The following is a 21,760-nucleotide window of genomic DNA, read 5'->3' as shown; positions in this document are numbered from 1 at the left end:
CAATTTGAAATTCACAAATGCATTGACTTACCTTTCGAAAAGACAGCAAAAAAAGAACCAGACATACGCCTGGTTCTGATTACTGCTTATAGTTTAAATTGAGCGACGCGATTCGATAGTTCGCTCGCGCGTTTTTCCGTCTCACTCATCTTCGCCTGGACATCATTGAAGCGTTCGACCGAAAGTTGAACTTTCTCTGAGATCGACTGCGTTCCGTCCGCGCCTTCTGTCACGGTCGTCGCCACTTCTTGAATGACGCCGAGAATGTTGTCCGTCATATGTCGGAGTTGAAGCGCATTGCCTTCGAACGTTTTCGCCGTCTCGCCGAACACCGTTGCGTCTTGTTCATACTGCGTCGCAGCCTCTTCGAGACGATCGTAATCGGCCATGACTTTCGTGTTCAAGAACGTCAGCATGTCAGCCGAACTCGTGTTGAGGCGCTCGACCGAATCGATGACCGTGTTTGATACGTCACGAATCTCGTTCACCGTCTGACGTGAGTTTTCTGCAAGTTTACGGATTTCAGAAGCGACGACCGCAAACCCACGACCCGCTTCACCCGCTCGTGCCGCTTCAATCGATGCATTCAATGCGAGCAAGTTCGTCTGATCGGCGATGGCGAGAATGGCCGTCGTCAAGACGCGAATCTCTTCGACAGACTGTGCTCCCTTGATCGCTTCCGCGAGTTCAACTTGTTTCTTCTCGATAATCGTCACGGCCTCCGTCTTCGAGACGACAGCCTGTTCACGCATTTCGTGCGCGCGTGTCTCGACACGTGTCGCCGTTTCAGCACTATCGTTGGATAAGTCGACGATGGAATCGATCGAGCTTCCCATCTCGGTCGTCGAAGCACTCATCTCTTGCGAAGATGCTGCCGTTTCTTCCATCCCAGCCGTCAATTCTTCGACCGTCCCAGATGTTTCTTCCATATAGTGACTGAGTCGCGTCACTTCTGCAGATACATCTTTTGAAGAGGACAGGACGACTTTTGCCGTCTCATCGACATCAATCATAATTTCGCGCAGTGTCCCGAGGAACGTATTGAACGAGCGACTGACTTGGGCAATCTCATCGTTCGACGTCACCGGGATTGTCATCGTCAAATCGCCGCCTTGCGTTGCGAGCTCATCAAAGCGGGTCTGAAGCGTCTGCATCGGTCGGATAATCGAGCGTAACAAACTGAGTCCGAGGAATAATAGAATGACCACGGCTCCGACCGTCACGGCGACGAGCGCCATGAGCGACTGCATGAATTCACGTTCCATGTCCTGTCCGACACGCTGTGATCCTTCTGAGTTGTATGCGACCAGATCACTTAGTTTTTGTGTGAAGTTGTCATATGTCGACTGCGACTGAGCATCATAATATGATCGTGCCATGCCCGTGTTTCCGGTCGAGCTGAACGTTAACATGTTGTCCGAGACACGTTGATACATCTCCCATTGACGTGAGAAGTTATGGAAGAGTTCTTTGTCCTCTTCATTCACGGCTCTTTCTTCATACTTCGGCGCAATCGTATTGATTTCATCCCGAATCTCTTTCATTTGCGTCATCAATTCTTCTTTTTGCGTTGCATCCTCTGTCACGATGTGATCAAGTTCGAGCGTGCGATAGTTCGCTGCGAGCGTGTTCAGTTCATGGGCGTAGTCGAGCCCTTTGTTCCAGTTGTTGACGATATCGTCCGCTTGACGGTTCGCGTCGTTCATCGAAAATAGTGCATACCCACCGACGCCAATGACCATGACGAGTGAGATGATGACGAGTCCCCACAATTTTTGACGAATCGTCAAGTTCTTGCCGACGTTCGCCCCGAAAGATGTCGTGCGTTCACGCTTCTCTCCACGTTTTCGTTTGAGCGTCGATTTCCACGTCCGTGTCGGTTTTCGTTTGATCCGACTGAGTGTCTTAGACCAGATTGATTTCCATGCCATCTATGTATTCCCCTCTCAATCATGCAGTGTTTCCTATACTATCGACAATTTTCTGAAAATAGTGAAGGGGATTGACCAAACTTAAAAAAGGCGACCCCAATTGCAAGAGTCGCCAGCCAACAGATTATTTTGCACTCAATACTGTCTGCGTGCCTTCAATCATTTTGATTTCCGTCCATTCCATCACGTTTTTCGCAAGTGGATCGTTGGCGACCATGAAGTCCGCCAATGCTTCGATTTTTTGTGAGTCGACGGGTTGTTTCACGTTGTTGAGACGGAAACGAACGACCTTATGGAATGCGTCTAAAAATGAGATTTCAAGTTTTGTGTCAGTCATGGGTTATGTCCTCCTTAGGGTATGGGTTAGACTAAATCGTATTCGCGGATGATGCCGAGGTCTGCGTCTTCTTGAATCACTAAATCGATCAAGAGACGACCGAACGCGTTGACCGTATCGGCCGTGAGGTCGGCACGGACTGGACCGAACCGTTGTGCTTTTTTCGTCGGTTTTGCCGTTTCAATGTCGTGGTGCGTCGTCAAGACGAGTGTCGCTTTCTTTTCCGTTAAGACAGCCATAGGGGGATGGCTCCTTTCAATGGGGGATTAGGTTTCTGATAAGGTCGAATCATCCATGCGCTCGAGGAGCTGGATCATCCGATCGAGTTTCGTCTCGATTCGATGAAGCAAATAGAGCGAAACGACGATCGGGAACCCGAGATTCGAGATGAGTTCGGGCCAACTCATGTGACCACCTGCTCATCATGCCAAATGTCGGTGCCGGTACGAGTGAGGTTTTGCATAAGTCCTCCGTGTTAATACACGATCGATTCTTTAGCGACGACGTAATTGACGGATTCGACATCGATGAGTGCCGTCAGTAAATCTCCGAACTGCCGCATCAACGCCTCATCCATTTGACCGCCGAGCGGTCCGTAGCGAACGAGCTGCTTCTTCTCTTTCCCATCCACGAGTCGACGAGTGTCCAAATAAAACATCGTCGCCACTTCTTCGTAAGTTGCCATCTGTCTCACCTCCTTCGCCCTTATTAACCGCTTACAAGAAAAATGTGCTCAAACTATTTTCAAGGTGTCTTCAAGACGAAAGTCCCATATTGTCTGAATTTTTATTCATTTTTCAAATATTTACTGCGAAGCTTGAGTTTTGATACCAATTAGGGTATCTTAATGTTCGACAGACATCGTTCAAAATTACGCCAAAAGTCCCATGAATCATTTCCCCACTTTGAAAAAACTGTAAGTTAAAATCTTGAAAATGGGGTACGATACGTAAGAAGACATTTTGAAATGACCAGTCAGTCTTGAAGAAGGAGATCCATCATATGAACAGCTTAGACCTCGCACGTACTACTTCTATTCCTTCCGCTCAACACGACTTCGACCAGGCCGACCTGACGTTTTCAGCGACCGAATGGGATGCATACCGACCGGAACAAGGAAAACCAATCTCGTATAAAGAGCAACATTTGATTGTCTATCCGCTCAAAGAATTGAGCCGTGCCTTTAGTGTGGCTGGTATTCCACGCAGCCAACAACAGTTGATTAAATGGGAGACAGATGGCGTATTGCCAACTACCCCGTTCACGTTCGGCCGGAAGCGATTCTATACGGAAAATCAGATTCGTACCATTGTCGACATCGCATTAGAATGCGGATTGCGTCCACGGACACATGTCAAAAAGACAAACTTCTCTGAATTGGCGCATCATGAATTGACGTACATATTACAACTCGAACTGAACGCTTATGAAGCGCCTGTCGTCTGAGCAGGCAAAAGCCATCCGCCATGATGCTCATGACGAATGGCTTTTTTGTTACCAATATTGAATGACCGAACGCGGTACGTCCTCGCGGGAGACTTCGTCATACGAGGTGACGGTATCCCCGTCTTTAACGTATAAGCGCAAATACGCCCCTTCTCGAAGTTCTTTTCCTGCGGTAAACGTGACTTCTTTCGACTCCCCTTCTGGTGTATACGCGGGTTGCGTGTACACGTATCGTCTCATCACATCCCCATTTTCAAGTGTCGTCTCTTCCACGTCACTCGGTGTTTGAACTTCCACAAACAAGGTGTCTTTCCCAAATCGATTCCAATCCACTTGCAATAAACCCGCGAGGAGTAGGATGGCAAGTACTCCCATTCCAATCCATTTCTTCATCTTTTTTCTCTCCTTATCGAATGGCCGTCATGAACCGACGAACCGTAATCCCGTAGTAGACCGCATAAATGGACGTATAGACACCCATCCATGCGAGAACGGGCACCGTAAAATTCATACTTAACAAGTTCGAAAATGCAATGAGGGCGACCGTCGCATGCAAAATCCCGAGTGCGAACGGTGCGAGGAAGACGACGATGATCTGTTGACTCACCGTCCGTCGCACGTCCCGTTCGGATATCCCGATTTTTTGTAAGATGGCGTACTTCGCCCGGTCATCCTCAGCTTCCGTCATCGTCTTGAAGTAGATGACGCTGCCTGTCGCGACGAGGAAGACGAGTCCGAGGAACGTGCCGACGAAGAGGAGGGCCCCGTTCATCGCCATCGTTTCCGCGTATACGTCTGGCGCGCTCGAGAACGATTCGAGCCCGAGATTCGCCAAACGTTCAGATTGAACTTGTTGATCCTTGAACGACTCCATGAGGGCGACGTAATACGTCTCGCTCGGCTCCGTCATCGTTTGAAACACGTCGTCTGAGACGACGAGGAACGTGCCACCGAACGTCATGACGTTGAGTGGTGAAGTTTCGGCACGTGTCGCGACGTTAAATGTCCCTGCTGAAAGTTCGACCGATTCGATTTCCTCCGAGTAACGCTCGTCATAGAACGGGTCGACCGACAACACCTCGTCCTCCGGAAACGATACAGGCTCTTCTTGTCCGAGACCTTCGAGAAGATGACGATAGGTCGACGCATCGATGACGCCAAGTTCTCGTTCTCCGTATTGCGCTTCCATTCGGATCGTCTTTTGTTCCACGCTTGATTCGAACGTCGCCCCTTTCACATCGACCGCCTCTCCTTTCCAGGCGTACGTGTACGGTGTATAGGATGCGACATTCTCTTCCGCGTAATAGTAGACACTGAAGATGGCACCACCGGCCGTGATGGCCGTCGCACTGATGATACTGATCAGTGTGAGCGTCTTGGCATTGCCACGGATGCGATAGAGCAGTTGTGACGTCGTCAACAAGTTGAGCCGTTTCCACGACCAGCGCTCATGTTGTTTGAGCCACGCCAACGCAAAGATCAATACGCTATGGAACAGGAGCGCCGAACCGATGACGCTCAATCCAATGATGAGTAGCGGCATCGCGAGTCCGAGCGTTCTCCAAAGCGAGGACGTCATCAAGTCTTGAAGCGCGAGCCAATAGGCAACCCCGATTGTAAAGACACCCATAAGAGCGATCCATCCTCTCGCCGTCGGCACGCCTTCCCCGCTCTTATCCGCATGGAACAGCTCAATCAACTTGAAGCGATAGATGACCCGATACCCTTGGAACGAAGTAAAGAGAAAAATGGCAAGAAACACGAGGAACGTCTCCACGAGCGCCGACGCCGAGAAAGCGAACCCGATGTCGAGGTCGCTTTTCATGAGACGCATCAACAGTTGGAGAAGCGCGTTCGACCCGAAGAGCCCGAGAAGGATCCCGACAATCAACGACACCGCTCCGATGACGATATTTTCAAACAAGAGCAACAACCCGATTTGTTTCTTTCGGACCCCGAGTAGTGAATAGAGCCCGACTTCCCGCTTCCGCCCTCTCAAGAAGAAGGCGTTCGAATAGGCGATGAAGAGCGCGACGAACAACATGAGGATGAACGTCGACGTACTCATCAGCCCGCTGATCTTCTTCGATGTCTCCGCGAGCGCACTGATCTCATGGCTATGTTTGAGCGTCGCGAACGTGAAATAAATGACGATGGAGAAGATCGTCGTCCCGACGTAGAGCGCGTATCGCGACAAATTACGCGCGACGTTTTTCTTCGCGAGCTCAAATAGCGTCATCGACGGCACCGCCTTTCGCCAGTTCCTCGAGAATCGTTTGGTAGAACGCATCCCGCGAGGCGTTGCCGCGAATCAGTTCCTTATTCAAACGCCCATCCTGAATGTAGAGGACACGGCGGCAGAAACTTGCTGCAAAGGCGTCATGCGTCACCATCATGATCGTCGTCTCGGCCTCGTTCAACCGTGCGAGCGTATCCAACAAATCTGTCGCTGACTTCGAGTCGAGCGCGCCGGTCGGTTCATCGGCGAAGATGAGTTTCGGGTCCGAGATCAAGGCACGACAGACGGCCGTCCGTTGTTTCTGTCCCCCTGAGATTTGATACGGATATTGGTCGAGGATTCCTTCAAGTCCGAAACGCTTCGCCAACCGTTCGACTTTCTCTCGTGTTTCGTGAACGGGCGTCTTCGAGACGGCGAGCGGGAGCAACATGTTTTCCCGTACCGTCAACGAGTCGAGCAGGTTGTAGTCTTGGAAGATAAAGCCGAGATGGTCACGGCGGAAGTCGGCGAGGGCCTCCTCGTTCATCGACGCGATATCTTCCCCTTCTACGAGAATCTCACCGGACGTCGGTGTATCAATCGTCGCGAGGACGTTCAGTAGCGTCGATTTCCCGGCCCCGGACGGTCCCATGATTCCGACGAACTCACCGTGTTCGATGGTGAACGAGACGTCATCAAGCGCCTGAAACGTCGTATTTCCTTTTCCATATGTCTTTTGAATCGATTTCACTTGTAGTAATGTTTCCATGTTCAGCACCTCTTTCTGACTCTTACATTACGCCCCTTGTCTTAACTTCAACTCACGCGTACCTTACAAAATCCTTACGTGATATGCTTGATTAAGAGGTGATTACGATGGAACAACCACGGATTCTCATCGTGGATGATGAACAAGATTTATGTACGTTGATGCAACGGGCACTCGAAAAGGAAGGAATCACGCAAATCCGGACCGCCCACACATTGAAGGACGGGTATGACGTCTTCGAGACGTTCCATCCGCATTTGGCAATTTTGGATGTCATGTTACCGGACGGGGAAGGTTATCAACTTTGCCAACAGATTCGGGCACACTCGAACATCCCCATCCTCTTCCTATCCGCTAAATCAGAAGAGGTCGACAAACTGCTCGGGCTCGCCATCGGGGGTGACGATTACATCACGAAGCCGTTCAGTCCGAAAGAAGTAGCCTTCCGCGTCAAAGCACAACTCAGACGGCTGTCGATGATGGAAGCACCGATGGAAGAGACGACTGTCGGACCGTTCCTCATGAATGAAGATGAGACGGAAGTGTATATGAACGGCGAACGATTGGAATTGACGGCGAAAGAAGTCGGTCTCCTCGCCTGCTTTTTGCGAAACCCAAATCGGATTCTCAGCAAAGAGACCCTTTTTACACAAGTATGGGGCGAATCGTTTTTCGGTTCGGATAACACGGTCATGGTCCACATCCGACGTTTACGTGAAAAAATCGAGCCGAACCCGTCTGCCCCGACCTACATCAAGACGGTCAAAGGTCTCGGCTATCGGTTGACGGTGTAAGGAGCGATCATGATGAAATGGAAGCTGACCGGTCGCTATTTACTGTCGATTGTATTGATTGTCGCCATCGTCGTCTTTCTCAACATCACCATTCTGTTCGGACTTCTCGTCAACGACCGAACGGGCATCGACGATGTCGAAAGCAACTCAGGGGAGACGTTCACTCGCAACTTCAGCACGTACCTGTCACTTGAGGATGGAGAACCCGTCGTCTCAACTGAAGGTCAGGAGGCGCTCGAGCAGTATGGGGCGTTCATCCGCTTTTTAGATGAGACGGGACGAGTCGTCAGTGAGATTGACGCACCGAGTGGTTTACCGGATGCCTATTCGCCGATTGAGCTGATTCAAATTTATAAATACATGGATGATGAGCTTCGCCTTTACTTCATCGGAGAGTTTGACGACTATAGCTACCTCATCGGTGTTCCGGACGCCAGCGAACGCCGGGCACTCTTTATGCTGGATGAACAAGCGATCCTCTCCTATATCGCAAAGGCGTTCCTTTGGATTCTTGTCGTCGATTTGCTCGTAGCCGCCTTGATCGGTCTTTTGTTTAGCTCCAGATTGACCCGCCCTGTCTATCGACTGACCGAGCGCATCCAACAACTGAAGCAACGCGATTTTTCGACATCCGAACCGAAACGTGTCGGGATTTATCGCCCTGTCTTCCATGACTTGAATGCGGTCTCCGAGACACTGACGACGTACGAACGACAACGCGAGGAACTCGATGAGCGACGGAAAGAATGGATGAGTAACGTGTCGCATGACTTGAAGACTCCACTCGCCTCGATTCAAGGATACGCCGAACTATTGGATGACGAATCGCTAGAAGTAGCCGAGCGTAACCAATACGTACACGTGATTGAACGCCAGGCGAAATATATGAAAGAATTGCTCGATGACTTCAACTTGACGATGCGTCTGCAACACGGCGACTTCCCGCTTGCGCTAGAAGAGACCCGCCTCGAGCCGTTCGTTCGCGAAGTCATCATTGATGTGTTGAACGACCCCCGTTTCAGTGAGCGTCAGATTGAATTCGAGGCGACCACGGCAACGACCGTTTCGATTGATCGTCACTTTATGAAACGCGCTCTGCTCAACTTCCTATATAACGCCCTCCTTCATAATGATGAATCGGTCATCGTGACGGTTCAGGTCCGTGATGATGTCGTAACAATCCAGGATGACGGAAGCGGGATTGCTGAAGCCGAATTGCCGTATATATTCGAACGCTATTACCGTGGAACGAACACGGACGATGCTCGTGGGAGTGGTCTCGGAATGGCAATCTCACGGGATATCATCGAAGCACATGATGGGAAGGTCGAGGTAGAAAGTAGTCAAGGACAAGGGACGACCATCCGAATCATCTTCACACCATAGCAAAAAGGGACGCACTCAGGCGTCCCTTTGCTGTAAAAAGGTTATAACTTTGTTTGTTTCATATTGTTCAATCGAAAAAAACAAACGGTCGTAATCAACCCAATCACGCCTAAAATAAAATATAGACTGTTGAACGTTGAGTTTGCTGACGCTGACGGTAAAAGGTCAAAGCTAAATAAACCATTCATCTCAATCATTTTCGCTAGAAAAGCACTACTGAATGCGCCAGCAAAAAAGTTCGATAAATTAAACAACCCCAGTCCAGTGCCACTTTCCTGCTCGTTGAGACATTGACTGATTAGGTCTGCTGTCGCGCTTTGAATCAGTGGGAAACCGAGATAAGCGATAAATAAAGCCGTCGTGACCACCCAAACACTAGAACCGACGACGTAGGCAAGAATGAACGTCCCAAAGGTAATTAAACATAGTCCGAAAAGCGTGAACCGTTCTCCACCCTTATTTGTAATAGATTTACCGATAAACTTTCCTAACACTCCTGCAACCAGTGCTCCAGGGAACATGATGAACCCGATTTCCATTGTTGAAGAACGATACAACTCGCGTAATAATAGAGGCATCGTAAACAAAAGACCTGAAATAATAAAAGTTCCAAAAAAACTTGTCATCAAAATACGGCTATAAAAAGGATTTTTCAACATTTCAGGATTGATGAACGGATCAGGCACAACTTTTATCCTCCATACGAGTAGAGATAGGGTTACCCCTGCCATGACTAACGGTATGAACGCGAACTTCGTCAACGCAAAAAGTAAACAAGTGACGAAAAGGCCGACTAAGAGTGCACCAATGTAATCAATTTGTCTCGGTCGTCTACTTCCGACAGGCAGTGATTTTCTGAAGATTGGAATGGCTAATGCGCTCACAACAGAAATTAAAAAGATAAATCGCCAACTGAGTACTCCTCCTACTACTCCGCCGACAATCGGACCAATCCCCGAGGCAAAAGCAATGGTAGCTGCAAGATATCCAAACACTTGCCCACGATATTTAGGAAAATAGCGTACCGGAATGATGAAAGACAGAGAGGGAATGGCCGCTGCCCCCATCGCTTGAACAATCCTTCCGATTATCAACATCTCATACGAAATGGCTAAAAAACCAATTAGCCCACCAAGAGACAATAATGCGATTCCTGTTGTATAGAGAGTACGAATTGGAAAAATATCAGCAAGCCGTCCATAAATCAATGTCCCTAACGCAAAAACGGTAATAAAGCCAGTGACCATCCAGCTAACTTGAGTAGTACTTAACGCGAACGCTTCTGCGATATCAGGAAGTGCTATATTAAACATAGTTCCATTCATCACAGCAAATGCAAGCGCCAGACAAATGAGTAGAATGGTTTTAGGTGAATAGGTAAGATGTTCTGTTTTCGAGACTTGTATAATGTTCATGAAATAGGCTCTCCTTTTAGGTTCGATTACTAACTCGTTCCAAAAATTTGAGCCGGCTCAAATGAGCGCTGGTTCTGTATTCAGGCGATCACCAATGTATTCAAGTGCATAAATCATCAAAATCATCCGATACATTGCTTCGCCTCCTCACTTAAAATTATTAGATTTAGTTTACCTCATTCCAATGATAAATTCGAAAAATGAATGCTTTTCAATTTATTTCACCGCGTTTCTAAATTAAACAATTGTTTCCCTCATTTTTCTTGACTCGCAAAAAATATTGAGTCCACTCATCGATTGTACATATCTCAAAACAAACAAAGGATCACCAATTTAGGTGACCCTTGTCCTTACATGCCTATAACGACATACTCCTACGAGAGAAGAGCAATGTCAGACAGCTATCTCAATTGCTTCGCTTTTACCATTTTGAGAAGCTGTCTCTTTCATGAACTCTGTAGTCGGCAATCCACGTTTCCAGTTCTTCGAGCGGCAGCGGCTTAGAGAAGTAATACCCTTGCATCTCATCACAGCCGAGTTCGCGTAACGCATGCCATTGTTCAATCGTCTCGATCCCTTCACAGACGGTCTTCAAATTCAGTCCTCGCGCAAGGTCAACGATCGACTCGACGATGACGTTCCCGGTCGGATCGTTCTCCGTCACTTGGATGAACTGACGATCAATTTTGATCTCGTGAATCGGATAATGCTTCAAGTAGACGAACGCCGAGAATCCGGTCCCGAAGTCATCGATTGAAATCGAAAATCCTTCTTCACGGAACGCGACAAACCGGTCGATGACATGCTGTTGGTTTTCCATGCCGACACTCTCCGTGATCTCGAGCGTCAAATAGCTCGTACAAACACCCTCTTCCCGAGCAATTTGGGCGAATTTCTCGACGACTCCTTCAGACAAGAAGTGACGTGCTGATAAGTTGAGGGCAAGTGAATACCATTCTCCTCGATCATGCCATCGCTTGAGCTGACGACAGGCCGTCACGAACACCCACTCTTCTAAGTCAATAATGACTCCTGTCGATTCGGCGAGCGGGATGAAGTCGAGCGGAGGGACGAGACCTCGTTCGGGATGATTCCAACGCATCAAGCCTTCAAACCCTCTAAGCGCTCCAGTCGTCGCATCGATTTTCGGTTGATAATACAGCATGAACTCATTCCCAGCGAGCCCACTCCGTAAATTCATCTCCAAGACCAGTCGGTTCGCCGCTTTCGTTCCCATCTCTTCTTCATAAAAGACAATCGCCGCCCGTTGAAGTACCCGTTCACTCGCGGCGATGCGTGCCCGATGAACCATTTCGAGCGTCGTGATGTCCTTTTGCTCGATGGCGATAAACGCGCTCATCGTCAAGATGACTTCTAACTCATCGACAAGGAACGGATCGCGTACGAGAACTTCACACAATTCATCCGCGACGGCATTCAGTTTGATCCGATCCCCATACGGTAACCAAATCGCAAATCCTGACTGCGACATACGACTCAGATTCGACTCGTCGACATAACGACGTAGGCGATTGGCCACTTCCCGGACAATCTCATCTGATTTTTCGATTCCAATCGCATCTTCGACCGACCGAAAATCATCGACTTTCAAATAGACTAAGGCGCCCAGTTGTTGCGGTTGAAGCTGACGTTCCTCGTCCATCTTCTCGATGAAACCTGTATCTTTTAAAAGACCCGTCAATTCATCTATATAGGCTAGACGACGAATGTGTGTATCGACTGCCTGTCGATCGAGTCGGAAATAGAGAATTGAAATAAAATCCGTCAGTGTACTGACAATCAACTCTTCAAGGTATGTCCACTCCCGTAAGAAGAATGTCTCGCAACAAATCACACCTTTGGCGCGATTGTTCGCATAGATTGGGGCGTCGAGCATCGACTGGATTCGTTGTCCTTCCACGAAATAGTCGGTATATAGTTCTTTCACCCATGGATGATTGCGGACATCTTCAAATGCAAGCACTCGGTCTTTTTGCAATGCATCAAAGTAGTCCGGGGCGAGTTCGCGGTGAACCGTCAGTTTTGGATAATGTGTCCCTGATTCGTGAGAATAGGCGACTTGGCATGAAATCGACCGATAGGATGAATCAAAATGCCAAATCGACACCGTATCGACCGCCAGCATATCGGCAACGATTTCACACATGTACCGCGTTGCCTCCTGTACCGTGTCCTCTGTCACAACCGGCATGCGTACGAGCTCGAACAGTTTCTCTTGATGTTTACGATATGTTTGGCTTGAAAAGTTCTTCTCGACCATCAGTCTGCTACCTCACCACATTTGATTTGACCTTATAATAGCATGAAACCTCTTATCTCACGTTTTCCAAAATTCAACAGAAAGTCAATGCTTCCTACTTTTTTGAATCAACTGAATAGGGATTTATTCCCACTTATAAATTATTGACCTACTTTACAAGAAAGAGACCCGAATTGACCATTTGTCCCATTGCTTGCACATTTCATCTCACCGTACAATGAAATTGTATTGTTTCACTTGTTGAATGTTTCGCTCTCATTTTTGAAAGGAAGTGACGCTATGAATCCAAAGTCAGGTCTCACCTATTCATTCGCGGCTCTCGCAGCGGTCAGCGTATTGGCGCATACAGATGAAGCCGCCGCCGCAAGCACACATACGGTGCGTTCCGGTGATACGTTGTGGTCCATTAGCCGATCCTATGACCTTTCCGTTTCAGCATTAAAATCGTTGAACGGATTAACATCTGATGCGATCCGAGTCGGTCAAACCCTTCAAGTATCGGGTTCTGGGTCGACTGGCGGCTCGTCACTCTCAACGTCGAGCACGACGCCTATGGCGACGACGGATGCATTAAATTTACGCTCGGGCGCCGGGACGTCCCATCGGATCCTGTTGACGATTCCAAAAGGAAAAGTCGTCACACCGATCCAAACGAACGGCTCATGGTCAAAAGTGAGCTACGGTGGTCAAACGGGTTGGGTGCATAACGGGTATTTGAAAAAGACTTCGACGTCGACTTCTACAGCACCCGCACCGACGACACCACCTAGCGTGAAACCGAGTGCGACTACTGCGAAGACGACAGTCAACTTGAACCTCCGTGCTTCTAAGTCGACGAAAGCCAGTATCGTATTGACGATTCCAAAAGGGAAAGCCGTCACAGTGCTAAAACGAGAAGGTTCTTGGTCACAAGTCAAATATGGCTCACGTACAGGTTATGTCGCTCATACATATTTAACGACATCAGGATCCGCGACACCGTCTACACCTGTCACGACTACGCCAACTCCGAGCACACCTTCGGAAAATACGGTGAACCAGCAGTTTGTCACGACGGCGAACTTGAACGTACGCCAAGGCGCCGGCATCGGCTATGCACTCGTGACGACCATCCCAAACGGTACTGTCGTTCAAGCGACGAAACAGTCAGGTGACTGGTACTACGTCACGTATAACGGGAAATCTGGGTATGTGAGTGCCGGATATTTGAAACAGACGACGACAACCCCAAGCAACCCAACCCCGAACGAAGGCGATGCCGGTGCTGGGAATGCGGAAGTCGATTATGTCGTCAACACGCCATCCTTGAACGTTCGATCGAGCGCATCGACGAATGCGACGATTATCGGGAGCGTCAAGGCCGGACAGACACTACGTGTCGTTCAAGCGTCAAACGGCTGGCTTCAAATCTACTATGGCAATACGGTCGGGTTTGTCGCTTCAGCTTACGTCAAGACGGTCTCAAAAGGCTCGACCGGCACCGAGGGACCAACGTGGGTAGAAGGTTCGTATGATGCGAATTCATACTATACGTATTACCCGACAGCGATTCGGGCACAGGCGAACGAGTCGAGCAGTACGGTCGGTTCGACACTACGCGGGGAATTGTTGAACGTCATCGGGGAAACGACGACCCACTACAAGCTCGCGTCAGGGTTCGTCGCAAAATCAGCTGTCACCGAAATCAAAGGTCAGAACGCGCAGGCGACACGACTTGCAACGATTCAGGTGGCAAAACAATACGTCGGCACTCCTTATGTATGGGCCTCTTCTAGCCCATCAAACGGTGGTTTTGATTGTTCAGGTCTCATCTATTATGTATTCAATCAGTCAGGTGTCAGCATCCCACGTACAAACGTGGCCAATTACTGGGCTGGTGCTTACTTTGGTCCACAGTTACCGACGTCGTTCGTCCCTCAGGCGGGTGACCTCGTCTTCTTCGAGAATACGTATACCGCGGGACCTTCACACATGGGCATCATGATCAATGCCGATACATTCATTCATGCCGGATCGTTCGGCTTAGGCTACAACCAAATCAGTAAAGAACCGTATTGGCAATCACGCTTGATTGGTTATAAACGACCGTGACTTTGGTCACACCATAAAACCCGACGAAAGTCGGGTTTTTCTTTCGTTTTGCAGGATTTTCATCCAGTGAAACGGAATCGGAAGTATGATGAAGAAAAAAGGAGGTGCCAGATGGGTCAACCCCGTTTTGCTAAAATTCCATACCGTACCTACACGATGGTACTAGCAATCGCTTGTCTCATCGGTGTCTTGATGTTCGGACTCGGGACGAGTTATTACTGGCATGAAAAACAAGAGGCGATCGACGAGACGATCACGAACTTGAATCAGGCAGCAAACCTCGCTGGCGTCGAAGCCTATGTCACCTTATTCGAGGCGGCGACTCGCTATGAGGATCAATCGAATCAAACGACATCATTTCTTTCTATCCCTTATAAAGAGCGCGCGCTTCAATACAATGAACGACTGCAAAAAGACTTTGAATCAGGTGTAGACGAACAAGAACGAGAGACGCTTCAGACATTTTCGAATGACTTGGAAGGCGTTCTCGATGCAGAACAGTTCGAAGCGGTCCCGTCTGATGTCATCAGTTCAATCAATCGGCGTTGGCTCTATCAAGCGCTCGAACAAACCAATCAACCGAACGCTACATATGAGCTGACGGATGCGATGATGCGGATGCAATCGATGCTCATGCGGAATGGTGATGCATTATATCGTGAACCGATTGATGAAGAACAACTGATGAGTACCGTTGACTTAATCGTCAATGAAGCGATCATCATCCAAAAAATTATCGACCAGAACGAGGCGTTACAAACAAAAGCCGTCATCGATGTCGCGGAAAGTGGTCAATCGTTTGCGAATATGGCCAGTCGTGAAGCATCACTTGAAGCCCGTTACGTCAATTCGACGAACGTCTACGAAGATACCTACGCTGCCCTTCGCTCGATTCGTTCCACGTCCGAGACGATGTTGCAAGAGGAAAGTAAACACTTTCAAATCCTTGCCACGGCATCCTTTGTCGTGACGCTCCTCTTGTCGCTTGGACTGATTTTCCTGCTCTACTATACGCGTAACCGATACAATCACGATTTGGCGCATTTGAAAGCACGCGCCCTTGCCATCGACCCAAGTTTAGATCCGGTCGAAGCGACGTTCCCGAAAACTCATGACTTCCGTGGCATCGAGGACGAATTACGTGAGATCGCGGTGAGCGTCCATTCGACCGTCCATGAGCTCGAAAATCGCTCACAAGAACTCGTCCGCTATCACGAACGTTGGTCATCGCTCTTCTCCGAGACGGGTCTCGCTATCGCCTTGATGGACGACTCGTATAACCTGATGGAACGCAACGAGATGTTCCGTCAATTTTTCGGTGACCGAAACTTATACGAAATCAATCAACTGTTCACCGAGACGGGGCGGCGCCTGTTCGAGCAAGCACTCGAAGGCGTGACCGACCAAGGGACGAGCGCACAGTTCATCATTCATTTAAAAGGTGAACACACACGCTATTTGAACATCAAGCTCACCCCACTCAAACGGGAAGAAAAACTGACGTACTATTTGATTGTCGAAGATGAGACCGACCGGGTCGAACGGGAGCGAAAAGTCGACCGACTCGTCCGCTTCGATTTGGCGACAAATCTCTATAACGAGTATGGATTCATCAGGAAGTGGGAGCGTCAAGAGATTGACGGAGCGTTCGTCCTGATCCGACTGCACGACTACCATCATCTTGTCGACTGGTACGACCCGGCGTATGCGGACCTACTCATGACGGAGTTCGCCCGCGCTGTCGAAACCCGTCTATCGAAATATGCGCACCATCTCTTCGGTCGATATCGGGATGATATGTTCATGTTGTACGTGAAAGGTTTCACTGCCGAGGATGAACATGAACTGCTGGAATTGTTCCCGAGCGAATTGACCGTCAATCACAAGCGACAAAACGTGCATATCCAACTCGGTGCGACCGAGACGAAACCGGCGTATAACGATTGCCTATTCGAGGCGATGAAAGCCTTACAGCACGCGAAAGAAACACGTACGCCGCTCGTTTGGTATGACTCAGACATCTTAGCTCAGATGCAGCTCGCCGCCTTAATCGAACAGGCACTTCCGGATGCGATTCGAAAAGGTGACTTGACGATCGCCTATCAGCCGCAAGTCGAACTGAAAACCGGACGCGTCGTCGGTGCGGAAGTACTCGCCCGTTGGACACATCCTGAGATGGGAATCATTCCACCGAACGAATTCATCCGAATCGCCGAGCGGTCCGATCAAATCCTTTGGCTGTCGCACAACATCCTCGACCAGACGATTGAACAACTCGTCGCTTGGCAAGGAACTTCGTTTGAAGACATCTCTCTCTCGTTCAACTTGTCGGCCCACTCTGTCGACCCATCGATTGTGACAAAACTTCGGGATTCGATTGAGAAATATCCATGGTTACCGGACCGATTGAAAATCGAATTGACCGAGTCATCCGATATCATGTCGTATGCGAGCGAGCTCGAGCGGTTAGAAGATATCGCCGACCTCGGGTATTGTCTCTCGATTGATGACTTTGGGACTGGATATGCCTCATTCGAAGCGATTTGGCACTTACCGATTCAGGAAGTGAAAATCGACCGGATGTATGTGAGTGGGAAAGCGAAAGAGAGCACGTCATTCTTACGTGCCGTCTCACGCTTTGCGAACGAACAGCAGTTGACCGCTCTCGCGGAAGGGATCGAGACCGAGAGCGACCTGTCCCGTATGATTCGGGAAGGGGTCGAGCTCGGGCAAGGTTACTACTTCTCACCCGCACTCGATGCGGCTTCATTTGAATCATGGGTCAAGACGAAGGGACACTCGAATTGAGTGTCCCTTTCTTCAGCGAGAACGAATGTCCTCATATAATTGCCTCGTTGCTTCTGCCGAGGACTGATTGATGTAAATCGGTTCTTCCGACCAATCGAGTCGAATGACCGGCTCGACATCACGGTCGATAAAAAGAAGAACATCCTCCCCTGCTTTCGTCCGAAAATGTCCCGTCAGGCGTGATCCCGATTCCGCCCCGCTCGTCCGTCGCGCGATTTCGGGTAACGTCGTCCACGTCACATCATCAAGTTCATCGAACGGAATCTCACGGCTATAACTCCCTTCAATGACGATCGTCGAATCTGTCACGGTCACCTCAGTCGGTTGACTGAACCAAAACATGAGCGCTGGCACCCCGACGAGTAAGACGACGGAAACGATGACAATCGGAATGAGACGTTTTTTACCGCCCGGTCTCAAGCGCCCCGATTCGTCATAGATGTTGCCGTCATACTTTTGCATCCGCCAAAGTATCGCCACAGTGAAGATAATCATCACGATAAAGAATGGAGCGAGCGGAATGTCCAATTCAAATCCTTCGATGAGCGCGATGAGGAGAAAGATGGCGCCAATCCCGTAACACATCCACGCGACGAGACGTGCCACTTTCTGAACGTTCACCTGCTCCTTCTTCTCCTTAGACATCGTATTGTAACCCGAAATCAAATCGTGCCATCCGAGACGGTCCACTGCAAAACCGAGTGCGATGACGATGATCGCGGCCAATACAAGAATCCACATGTGCCTCACCTCCTCTTCTTTACTTTACGTCATCCGTCACGAAAAAGATTCATCCCACACAAAAACAGGACCGCTGAACGGAGCGGTCCCTCAGAAGATTTAGTTTGATGTCGGGGTGTTGGACGGACGTTGCATCCGCCCGATGCCTTCGTACGCGACGTCACCTGGGTCACGTGCGAACTTCCACGCATTCCGCGCATCAATCAACCGACGTTGACGCATGCCCGAGAAGGCTTCCGGTGCCAAGTTCACAAGCTCTTCCCATTCCGTGACGAGAATCGCATAATCTGCATCTTTCAAGGCTTCTTCTACAGACGCTGCTTGCGGGTATTCCCATGTTGCGATTGGGTCATAGCCGATGACTTCGACATCTCGTGCGACCATATGGTGTGCGAGTAGAATCGACGGGGCATCTCGCATATCATCCGTTCCTGGTTTGAATGCCAAGCCGAGAATGGCGACACGCATCTTAGGTTCTAGATGAAGTTTCGACAATACGTATGGCGCTTGTGTTTCGTTCACTTTCGCTGCCGCCTTGATGACGCGAAGATTGACGTCGTTTTCTTTTGCGACATGAAGAAGCGCATCCATATCTTTCGGGAAACAAGAGCCCCCATATCCGATTCCAGCGTTGAGGAACGAACGCCCGATCCGTGGATCGAGCCCCATCCCGTCCGCAATCGTCGTGATGTCAGCCCCTGCCTCATCGGCTAGACGAGACAAGTCGTTCATGAAGCTAATCTTTGTCGCCAAAAAGGCGTTCGAGGCGTATTTGATGAGCTCGGCATTGATTGGCGTCGTACAAATGAGCGGGACGCCAAGTCGGCCATAAATTCCTGCCAACTCTTCGCAAACCTCAAGGTCCTCACATCCGATGACGACACGATGTGGTTTCATCACATCCGCGAGGGCGCGCCCTTCCTGTAGAAACTCGGGTACGATCGCAAACGTATGAGAAGGATACATGATTTTCAATAAATCTGTCGTGCCAGGTGGGACCGAGCTACGAATGATGACCTTGTGCTTCGTCTTCAATTCAGATAGAGCTGTCTCGATATAAAAGAGGTCACAACTTCCATCGGGCTTGCTCGGTGTGCCGACCGCGAGAACCAAATAGTCGACATGATCTGCATCCGCGATTTCGTCGGTCAACGTGATTTGATCGGCGTGCTCTTGTAACACGTCCGCCATGCCCGGTTCGTGGAATGGAGGGTGACCACTCTTCAGGAGACCTAACTTCCCTTGGTGCGTCTCGACCCCGATGACTTCATGACCGGCTTTGGCCAATCCGCATAATGTTGCCAATCCAACATATCCTAAGCCTATTATTCCAAATTTCACATCAGTTCCTCCTTCAATCATCTTTCCTAAGCGTACTCAAATATGCTCGCGAAGTGAAGCTTCTAACACTCTCTCAATGTTCTTTGCTATAATGAGTCAAAATGATGGGTGAAAGGACAAACCGTATGGGCTTAATCGCTTTCTTTTTGGTGACGTTATTGATTTATTTTTGGCTGCCAGTCCGGGGGGGACTGAAAACCTTTTTACTTATCTTGATCATGGTGAGTGGTTGGCTCTCCATCTTTGAGCTCGTTTCAATCTTAGAAGCTCGACCATGGGTATTCGCTCCAATTCTGATTGTCATTGCGTCAGTGATTTGGAAAGTGCAACGCGACCGAAAACAGCAAATGAAGAAAAGTGTTTGACCTCGGTCGGGCGCTTTTTCTTTTTGTCCTATTCGAGAAAGTGTGTGAAATTCCTGCATGCATACAAAAATCCCCGTTCAATCGACGGGGATGTGGCGTTATTGTGTCTTTAACTTTCTTCTTAAATGAACGATGTACAAGAACGCTGCCGTCAACAGGAGCGCAAGCAACGACATTGTCCACGTTCCGCTAAAGAAGCTCGATTCTTCCACAATCGGTTGCTCGACACGTTCGCTAATCGTTTCCGCCTCTTCTTCAGAAACGACCAGTTCGTCTTCCCAAGTCCAAGTCGCCCCTGTACCCGATTCGGTCATCGTCATCTCGACTTGATAAGTGCCCGCACCTAGTCGTTTCGTCAGCGGGAAGCGAAAACCCGTCGATGTGTAAGGGACGAGCTTCGCCTCCATCGCATGATCGAGCTTCACATCTTGTTCATCCGATCGAATCGTCATTTGAACATCCAAGTCCCGACTGATGGAGCCCGACGTATTCATCACTTGAAACGCGATGTGCGGATAATGATGCTCTTGATTGACGTTCACGCCTTTCCATTCTGGACGAAACGGGACTTGTTTGACCGATGTTCGTAAGACGACGCCAATCACGTATTCATATCGATTTTGAAGTCCGACCTGCGCGTCTTCTTGTCGCTCCTCCGTTTCGGATACGCGAATCCCTCCTAAAATGACGCCGTTCACGTCTTCATTCACGCTCTTCAATACGAACGATATTCGCTTCGACTCGCCTGACGTAATCGTTACGTTTTCATCAAAAGTGGATACAAGTTCTGTGAAAGAGAGGTGGTCCGGAATCGCACTTTCCTGATCATACATGACGACCCCGTTCTCATTCGTATAGCCATTCCCAATCTTTACATCGAACGTTTTGTCTTCAGACGCATGGTTGTGGATGATCACCTCTAACGTCGTTTCATCATCTTGCTTCACGAGCAAGTCAAAATACCCGACACGGTCATTCGTTTGCTGAACATGTGGGACCCGTTCAACGGAAAAACCCACTTCTCCGGTTTGCGCGCTTACTGGCGTCACGGAGTTGACGAATAGACAAACGAATAAGATGGAGAGCAGTCTGTAACATATTCTCATCCTCGACCCTCTTACGGCCCTAAATCAGGACTGAGTGTCCATGTCAGAACAGACGTGTGTTCTCCGACTTGTTTCGTATTCACTGGGATATCCAAAAACACACCGACATTTTCTGGTCCAATCCAATGAGCAATCCATGTAAATGGTGCTTCTCCCGTATCAGCCGACAAGAGTGGGACTGCCCCTCCACCCGCGTCCACCCGAATCTCAGTGCCTCGTAAACCTGGTCCATCGAATCCACTGTTCGTAGCCGGACTGTCCACGACGCCGTTCGAGAATGTCAAATAGGCACCTGTCAACGTTGCGACTCCATTGCTTTCAAATGCTGAAGCCTGAACAGAAACTGTCCATTGACCCGGAATGATTCGGCGATCGGTCACTTGAAGGAATGGACCTTTCGTGAGTGAACCACCTTTGGCAGGAAGCACCGCTTCATATCGCGCCGCCAAATCATTTTCAATCTCGTTTGACCCGAAATAAAGATGCGGAACGAAATCAAGTGTCAGATCACCAGCTGTATCGTTCACGTCCCCATCCTCTTCATTCGGTTGAGGGTCCAAAACGATATCTGGATTTTCTGGATCTAAAATCTCAGGCGGCTCGAGGTCGACAAAGTCAATGATGGCGTTTGTCGTCCCTGTCGTCGCAGCATTTACTGTCATCACATTTCCAACAACCCATAATCCAATCATCCAACCCGTTACTTTATTCCATTTCATCATCGGTCATCT

The 21,760-nt window shown here is 49.2% G+C and carries 20 protein-coding genes; 6 read left to right on the top strand and 14 right to left on the bottom strand.

Annotation, left to right across the window (positions count from 1 at the left end; genetic code table 11):
* Window positions 1-86: 86 nt before the first annotated feature.
* The 5 genes from ACQKD4_RS02335 to ACQKD4_RS02315 form a co-directional block, all read right to left on the bottom strand.
* Complete coding sequence (locus ACQKD4_RS02335; protein WP_427372350.1) at window positions 87-1,931, bottom strand: methyl-accepting chemotaxis protein; 1,845 nt, start codon at window positions 1,929-1,931, stop codon at window positions 87-89.
* Between the two features lie 124 nt (window positions 1,932-2,055).
* On the bottom strand, window positions 2,056-2,268 hold the full coding sequence (locus ACQKD4_RS02330; RefSeq protein WP_074036279.1) for a DUF2922 family protein: 213 nt from the start codon (window positions 2,266-2,268) through the stop codon (window positions 2,056-2,058).
* 26 nt (window positions 2,269-2,294) lie between these two features.
* A complete protein-coding gene (locus tag ACQKD4_RS02325; RefSeq protein WP_074036277.1) occupies window positions 2,295-2,507 on the bottom strand; it encodes a hypothetical protein in 213 nt (70 codons plus the stop codon).
* Window positions 2,508-2,534: 27 nt separating this feature from the next.
* Entirely contained in the window at window positions 2,535-2,675 is a 141-nt protein-coding gene (locus ACQKD4_RS02320) for a YvrJ family protein (protein WP_214694127.1), read from the bottom strand.
* A 68-nt stretch (window positions 2,676-2,743) separates the two neighbouring features.
* Window positions 2,744-2,953, bottom strand: coding sequence for a hypothetical protein (locus ACQKD4_RS02315; RefSeq protein WP_214784309.1), 210 nt, complete (start codon window positions 2,951-2,953; stop codon window positions 2,744-2,746).
* Window positions 2,954-3,270: 317 nt separating this feature from the next.
* On the opposite strand from ACQKD4_RS02315, the gene ACQKD4_RS02310 reads away from it, so the two are divergent.
* Window positions 3,271-3,714: a MerR family transcriptional regulator gene (locus ACQKD4_RS02310; RefSeq protein ID WP_427372349.1), complete on the top strand. Its 444-nt coding sequence runs from the start codon at window positions 3,271-3,273 to the stop codon at window positions 3,712-3,714.
* Between the two features lie 48 nt (window positions 3,715-3,762).
* Here ACQKD4_RS02310 and ACQKD4_RS02305 read toward each other — a convergent pair whose 3' ends face one another.
* From ACQKD4_RS02305 to ACQKD4_RS02295, 3 genes are read right to left on the bottom strand one after another with little or no spacing between them, the layout of a single operon-like run.
* Complete coding sequence (locus tag ACQKD4_RS02305) at window positions 3,763-4,107, bottom strand: YxeA family protein (protein WP_427372348.1); 345 nt, start codon at window positions 4,105-4,107, stop codon at window positions 3,763-3,765.
* Window positions 4,108-4,120: 13 nt separating this feature from the next.
* Complete coding sequence (locus ACQKD4_RS02300; protein WP_427372347.1) at window positions 4,121-5,953, bottom strand: FtsX-like permease family protein; 1,833 nt, start codon at window positions 5,951-5,953, stop codon at window positions 4,121-4,123.
* A complete protein-coding gene (locus tag ACQKD4_RS02295; protein WP_427372346.1) occupies window positions 5,940-6,701 on the bottom strand; it encodes an ABC transporter ATP-binding protein in 762 nt (253 codons plus the stop codon). The genes ACQKD4_RS02300 and ACQKD4_RS02295 overlap by 14 nt, the downstream gene beginning before the upstream one ends.
* Before the next feature lie 107 nt (window positions 6,702-6,808).
* Here ACQKD4_RS02295 and ACQKD4_RS02290 point away from each other — a divergent pair, with 107 nt between their 5' ends.
* Both ACQKD4_RS02290 and ACQKD4_RS02285 read left to right on the top strand, forming a co-directional pair.
* Window positions 6,809-7,495 carry a response regulator transcription factor gene (locus tag ACQKD4_RS02290; RefSeq protein ID WP_214784321.1) on the top strand — a complete coding sequence of 229 codons (687 nt, stop codon included), beginning with the start codon at window positions 6,809-6,811 and terminating at the stop codon, window positions 7,493-7,495.
* 12 nt (window positions 7,496-7,507) lie between these two features.
* Window positions 7,508-8,881, top strand: a complete 1,374-nt coding sequence (locus ACQKD4_RS02285) for a sensor histidine kinase (RefSeq protein WP_427372345.1) — start codon at window positions 7,508-7,510, stop codon at window positions 8,879-8,881.
* Between the two features lie 41 nt (window positions 8,882-8,922).
* Here the strand turns inward: ACQKD4_RS02285 and ACQKD4_RS02280 are convergent, their stop codons facing one another.
* Both ACQKD4_RS02280 and ACQKD4_RS02275 read right to left on the bottom strand, forming a co-directional pair.
* Window positions 8,923-10,296, bottom strand: a complete 1,374-nt coding sequence (locus ACQKD4_RS02280; RefSeq protein WP_427372344.1) for an MFS transporter — start codon at window positions 10,294-10,296, stop codon at window positions 8,923-8,925.
* Window positions 10,297-10,717: 421 nt separating this feature from the next.
* A complete protein-coding gene (locus ACQKD4_RS02275) occupies window positions 10,718-12,577 on the bottom strand; it encodes a sensor domain-containing phosphodiesterase (RefSeq protein WP_427372343.1) in 1,860 nt (619 codons plus the stop codon).
* Between the two features lie 279 nt (window positions 12,578-12,856).
* On the opposite strand from ACQKD4_RS02275, the gene ACQKD4_RS02270 reads away from it, so the two are divergent.
* Together ACQKD4_RS02270 and ACQKD4_RS02265 are read left to right on the top strand one after the other, a co-directional pair.
* Window positions 12,857-14,668, top strand: a complete 1,812-nt coding sequence (locus ACQKD4_RS02270) for an SH3 domain-containing protein (RefSeq protein ID WP_427372342.1) — start codon at window positions 12,857-12,859, stop codon at window positions 14,666-14,668.
* A gap of 111 nt (window positions 14,669-14,779) precedes the next feature.
* Entirely contained in the window at window positions 14,780-17,476 is a 2,697-nt protein-coding gene (locus ACQKD4_RS02265; RefSeq protein ID WP_427372341.1) for an EAL domain-containing protein, read from the top strand.
* 12 nt (window positions 17,477-17,488) lie between these two features.
* On the opposite strand, the gene ACQKD4_RS02260 is transcribed toward ACQKD4_RS02265, so the two are convergent.
* Window positions 17,489-18,217 carry a DUF3784 domain-containing protein gene (locus ACQKD4_RS02260; RefSeq protein ID WP_427372340.1) on the bottom strand — a complete coding sequence of 243 codons (729 nt, stop codon included), beginning with the start codon at window positions 18,215-18,217 and terminating at the stop codon, window positions 17,489-17,491.
* A 99-nt stretch (window positions 18,218-18,316) separates the two neighbouring features.
* Window positions 18,317-19,558 (bottom strand): UDP-glucose dehydrogenase family protein, encoded by a 1,242-nt coding sequence (locus ACQKD4_RS02255; protein ID WP_427372339.1) that lies wholly within the window; start codon window positions 19,556-19,558, stop codon window positions 18,317-18,319.
* 104 nt (window positions 19,559-19,662) lie between these two features.
* Between ACQKD4_RS02255 and ACQKD4_RS02250 the strand changes: the two genes are divergently transcribed.
* Window positions 19,663-19,923, top strand: coding sequence for a hypothetical protein (locus ACQKD4_RS02250; RefSeq protein WP_427372338.1), 261 nt, complete (start codon window positions 19,663-19,665; stop codon window positions 19,921-19,923).
* 98 nt (window positions 19,924-20,021) lie between these two features.
* Here ACQKD4_RS02250 and ACQKD4_RS02245 read toward each other — a convergent pair whose 3' ends face one another.
* Together ACQKD4_RS02245 and ACQKD4_RS02240 are read right to left on the bottom strand one after the other, a co-directional pair.
* Window positions 20,022-21,029, bottom strand: coding sequence for a WxL protein peptidoglycan domain-containing protein (locus ACQKD4_RS02245; RefSeq protein ID WP_427372337.1), 1,008 nt, complete (start codon window positions 21,027-21,029; stop codon window positions 20,022-20,024).
* A gap of 11 nt (window positions 21,030-21,040) precedes the next feature.
* On the bottom strand, window positions 21,041-21,748 hold the full coding sequence (locus ACQKD4_RS02240; RefSeq protein WP_427372336.1) for a WxL domain-containing protein: 708 nt from the start codon (window positions 21,746-21,748) through the stop codon (window positions 21,041-21,043).
* Window positions 21,749-21,760: the final 12 nt, after the last annotated feature.

The sequence above is a fragment of the Exiguobacterium sp. NPDC077395 genome (assembly GCF_050269125.1).
Classification (GTDB): Bacteria; Bacillota; Bacilli; order Exiguobacteriales; family Exiguobacteriaceae; genus Exiguobacterium; species Exiguobacterium aestuarii_A.
The sequence above is the reverse complement of the archived record's forward strand: the minus strand, read 5'-3'. Positions and strand labels throughout refer to the sequence as shown.

Coding starts and splice junctions, on each gene's coding strand:
- ACQKD4_RS02295 (WP_427372346.1), bottom strand. CDS start 6,701: ATGGAAACATTACTACAAGTGAAATCGATTCAAAAGACATATGGAAAA.
- ACQKD4_RS02315 (WP_214784309.1), bottom strand. CDS start 2,953: ATGGCAACTTACGAAGAAGTGGCGACGATGTTTTATTTGGACACTCGT.
- ACQKD4_RS02280 (WP_427372344.1), bottom strand. CDS start 10,296: ATGAACATTATACAAGTCTCGAAAACAGAACATCTTACCTATTCACCT.
- ACQKD4_RS02310 (WP_427372349.1), top strand. CDS start 3,271: ATGAACAGCTTAGACCTCGCACGTACTACTTCTATTCCTTCCGCTCAA.
- ACQKD4_RS02240 (WP_427372336.1), bottom strand. CDS start 21,748: ATGAAATGGAATAAAGTAACGGGTTGGATGATTGGATTATGGGTTGTT.
- ACQKD4_RS02305 (WP_427372348.1), bottom strand. CDS start 4,107: ATGAAGAAATGGATTGGAATGGGAGTACTTGCCATCCTACTCCTCGCG.
- ACQKD4_RS02265 (WP_427372341.1), top strand. CDS start 14,780: ATGGGTCAACCCCGTTTTGCTAAAATTCCATACCGTACCTACACGATG.
- ACQKD4_RS02250 (WP_427372338.1), top strand. CDS start 19,663: ATGGGTGAAAGGACAAACCGTATGGGCTTAATCGCTTTCTTTTTGGTG.
- ACQKD4_RS02300 (WP_427372347.1), bottom strand. CDS start 5,953: ATGACGCTATTTGAGCTCGCGAAGAAAAACGTCGCGCGTAATTTGTCG.
- ACQKD4_RS02335 (WP_427372350.1), bottom strand. CDS start 1,931: ATGGCATGGAAATCAATCTGGTCTAAGACACTCAGTCGGATCAAACGA.
- ACQKD4_RS02330 (WP_074036279.1), bottom strand. CDS start 2,268: ATGACTGACACAAAACTTGAAATCTCATTTTTAGACGCATTCCATAAG.
- ACQKD4_RS02245 (WP_427372337.1), bottom strand. CDS start 21,029: ATGAGAATATGTTACAGACTGCTCTCCATCTTATTCGTTTGTCTATTC.
- ACQKD4_RS02320 (WP_214694127.1), bottom strand. CDS start 2,675: ATGAGTTGGCCCGAACTCATCTCGAATCTCGGGTTCCCGATCGTCGTT.
- ACQKD4_RS02325 (WP_074036277.1), bottom strand. CDS start 2,507: ATGGCTGTCTTAACGGAAAAGAAAGCGACACTCGTCTTGACGACGCAC.
- ACQKD4_RS02260 (WP_427372340.1), bottom strand. CDS start 18,217: ATGTGGATTCTTGTATTGGCCGCGATCATCGTCATCGCACTCGGTTTT.
- ACQKD4_RS02270 (WP_427372342.1), top strand. CDS start 12,857: ATGAATCCAAAGTCAGGTCTCACCTATTCATTCGCGGCTCTCGCAGCG.
- ACQKD4_RS02285 (WP_427372345.1), top strand. CDS start 7,508: ATGAAATGGAAGCTGACCGGTCGCTATTTACTGTCGATTGTATTGATT.
- ACQKD4_RS02290 (WP_214784321.1), top strand. CDS start 6,809: ATGGAACAACCACGGATTCTCATCGTGGATGATGAACAAGATTTATGT.
- ACQKD4_RS02275 (WP_427372343.1), bottom strand. CDS start 12,577: ATGGTCGAGAAGAACTTTTCAAGCCAAACATATCGTAAACATCAAGAG.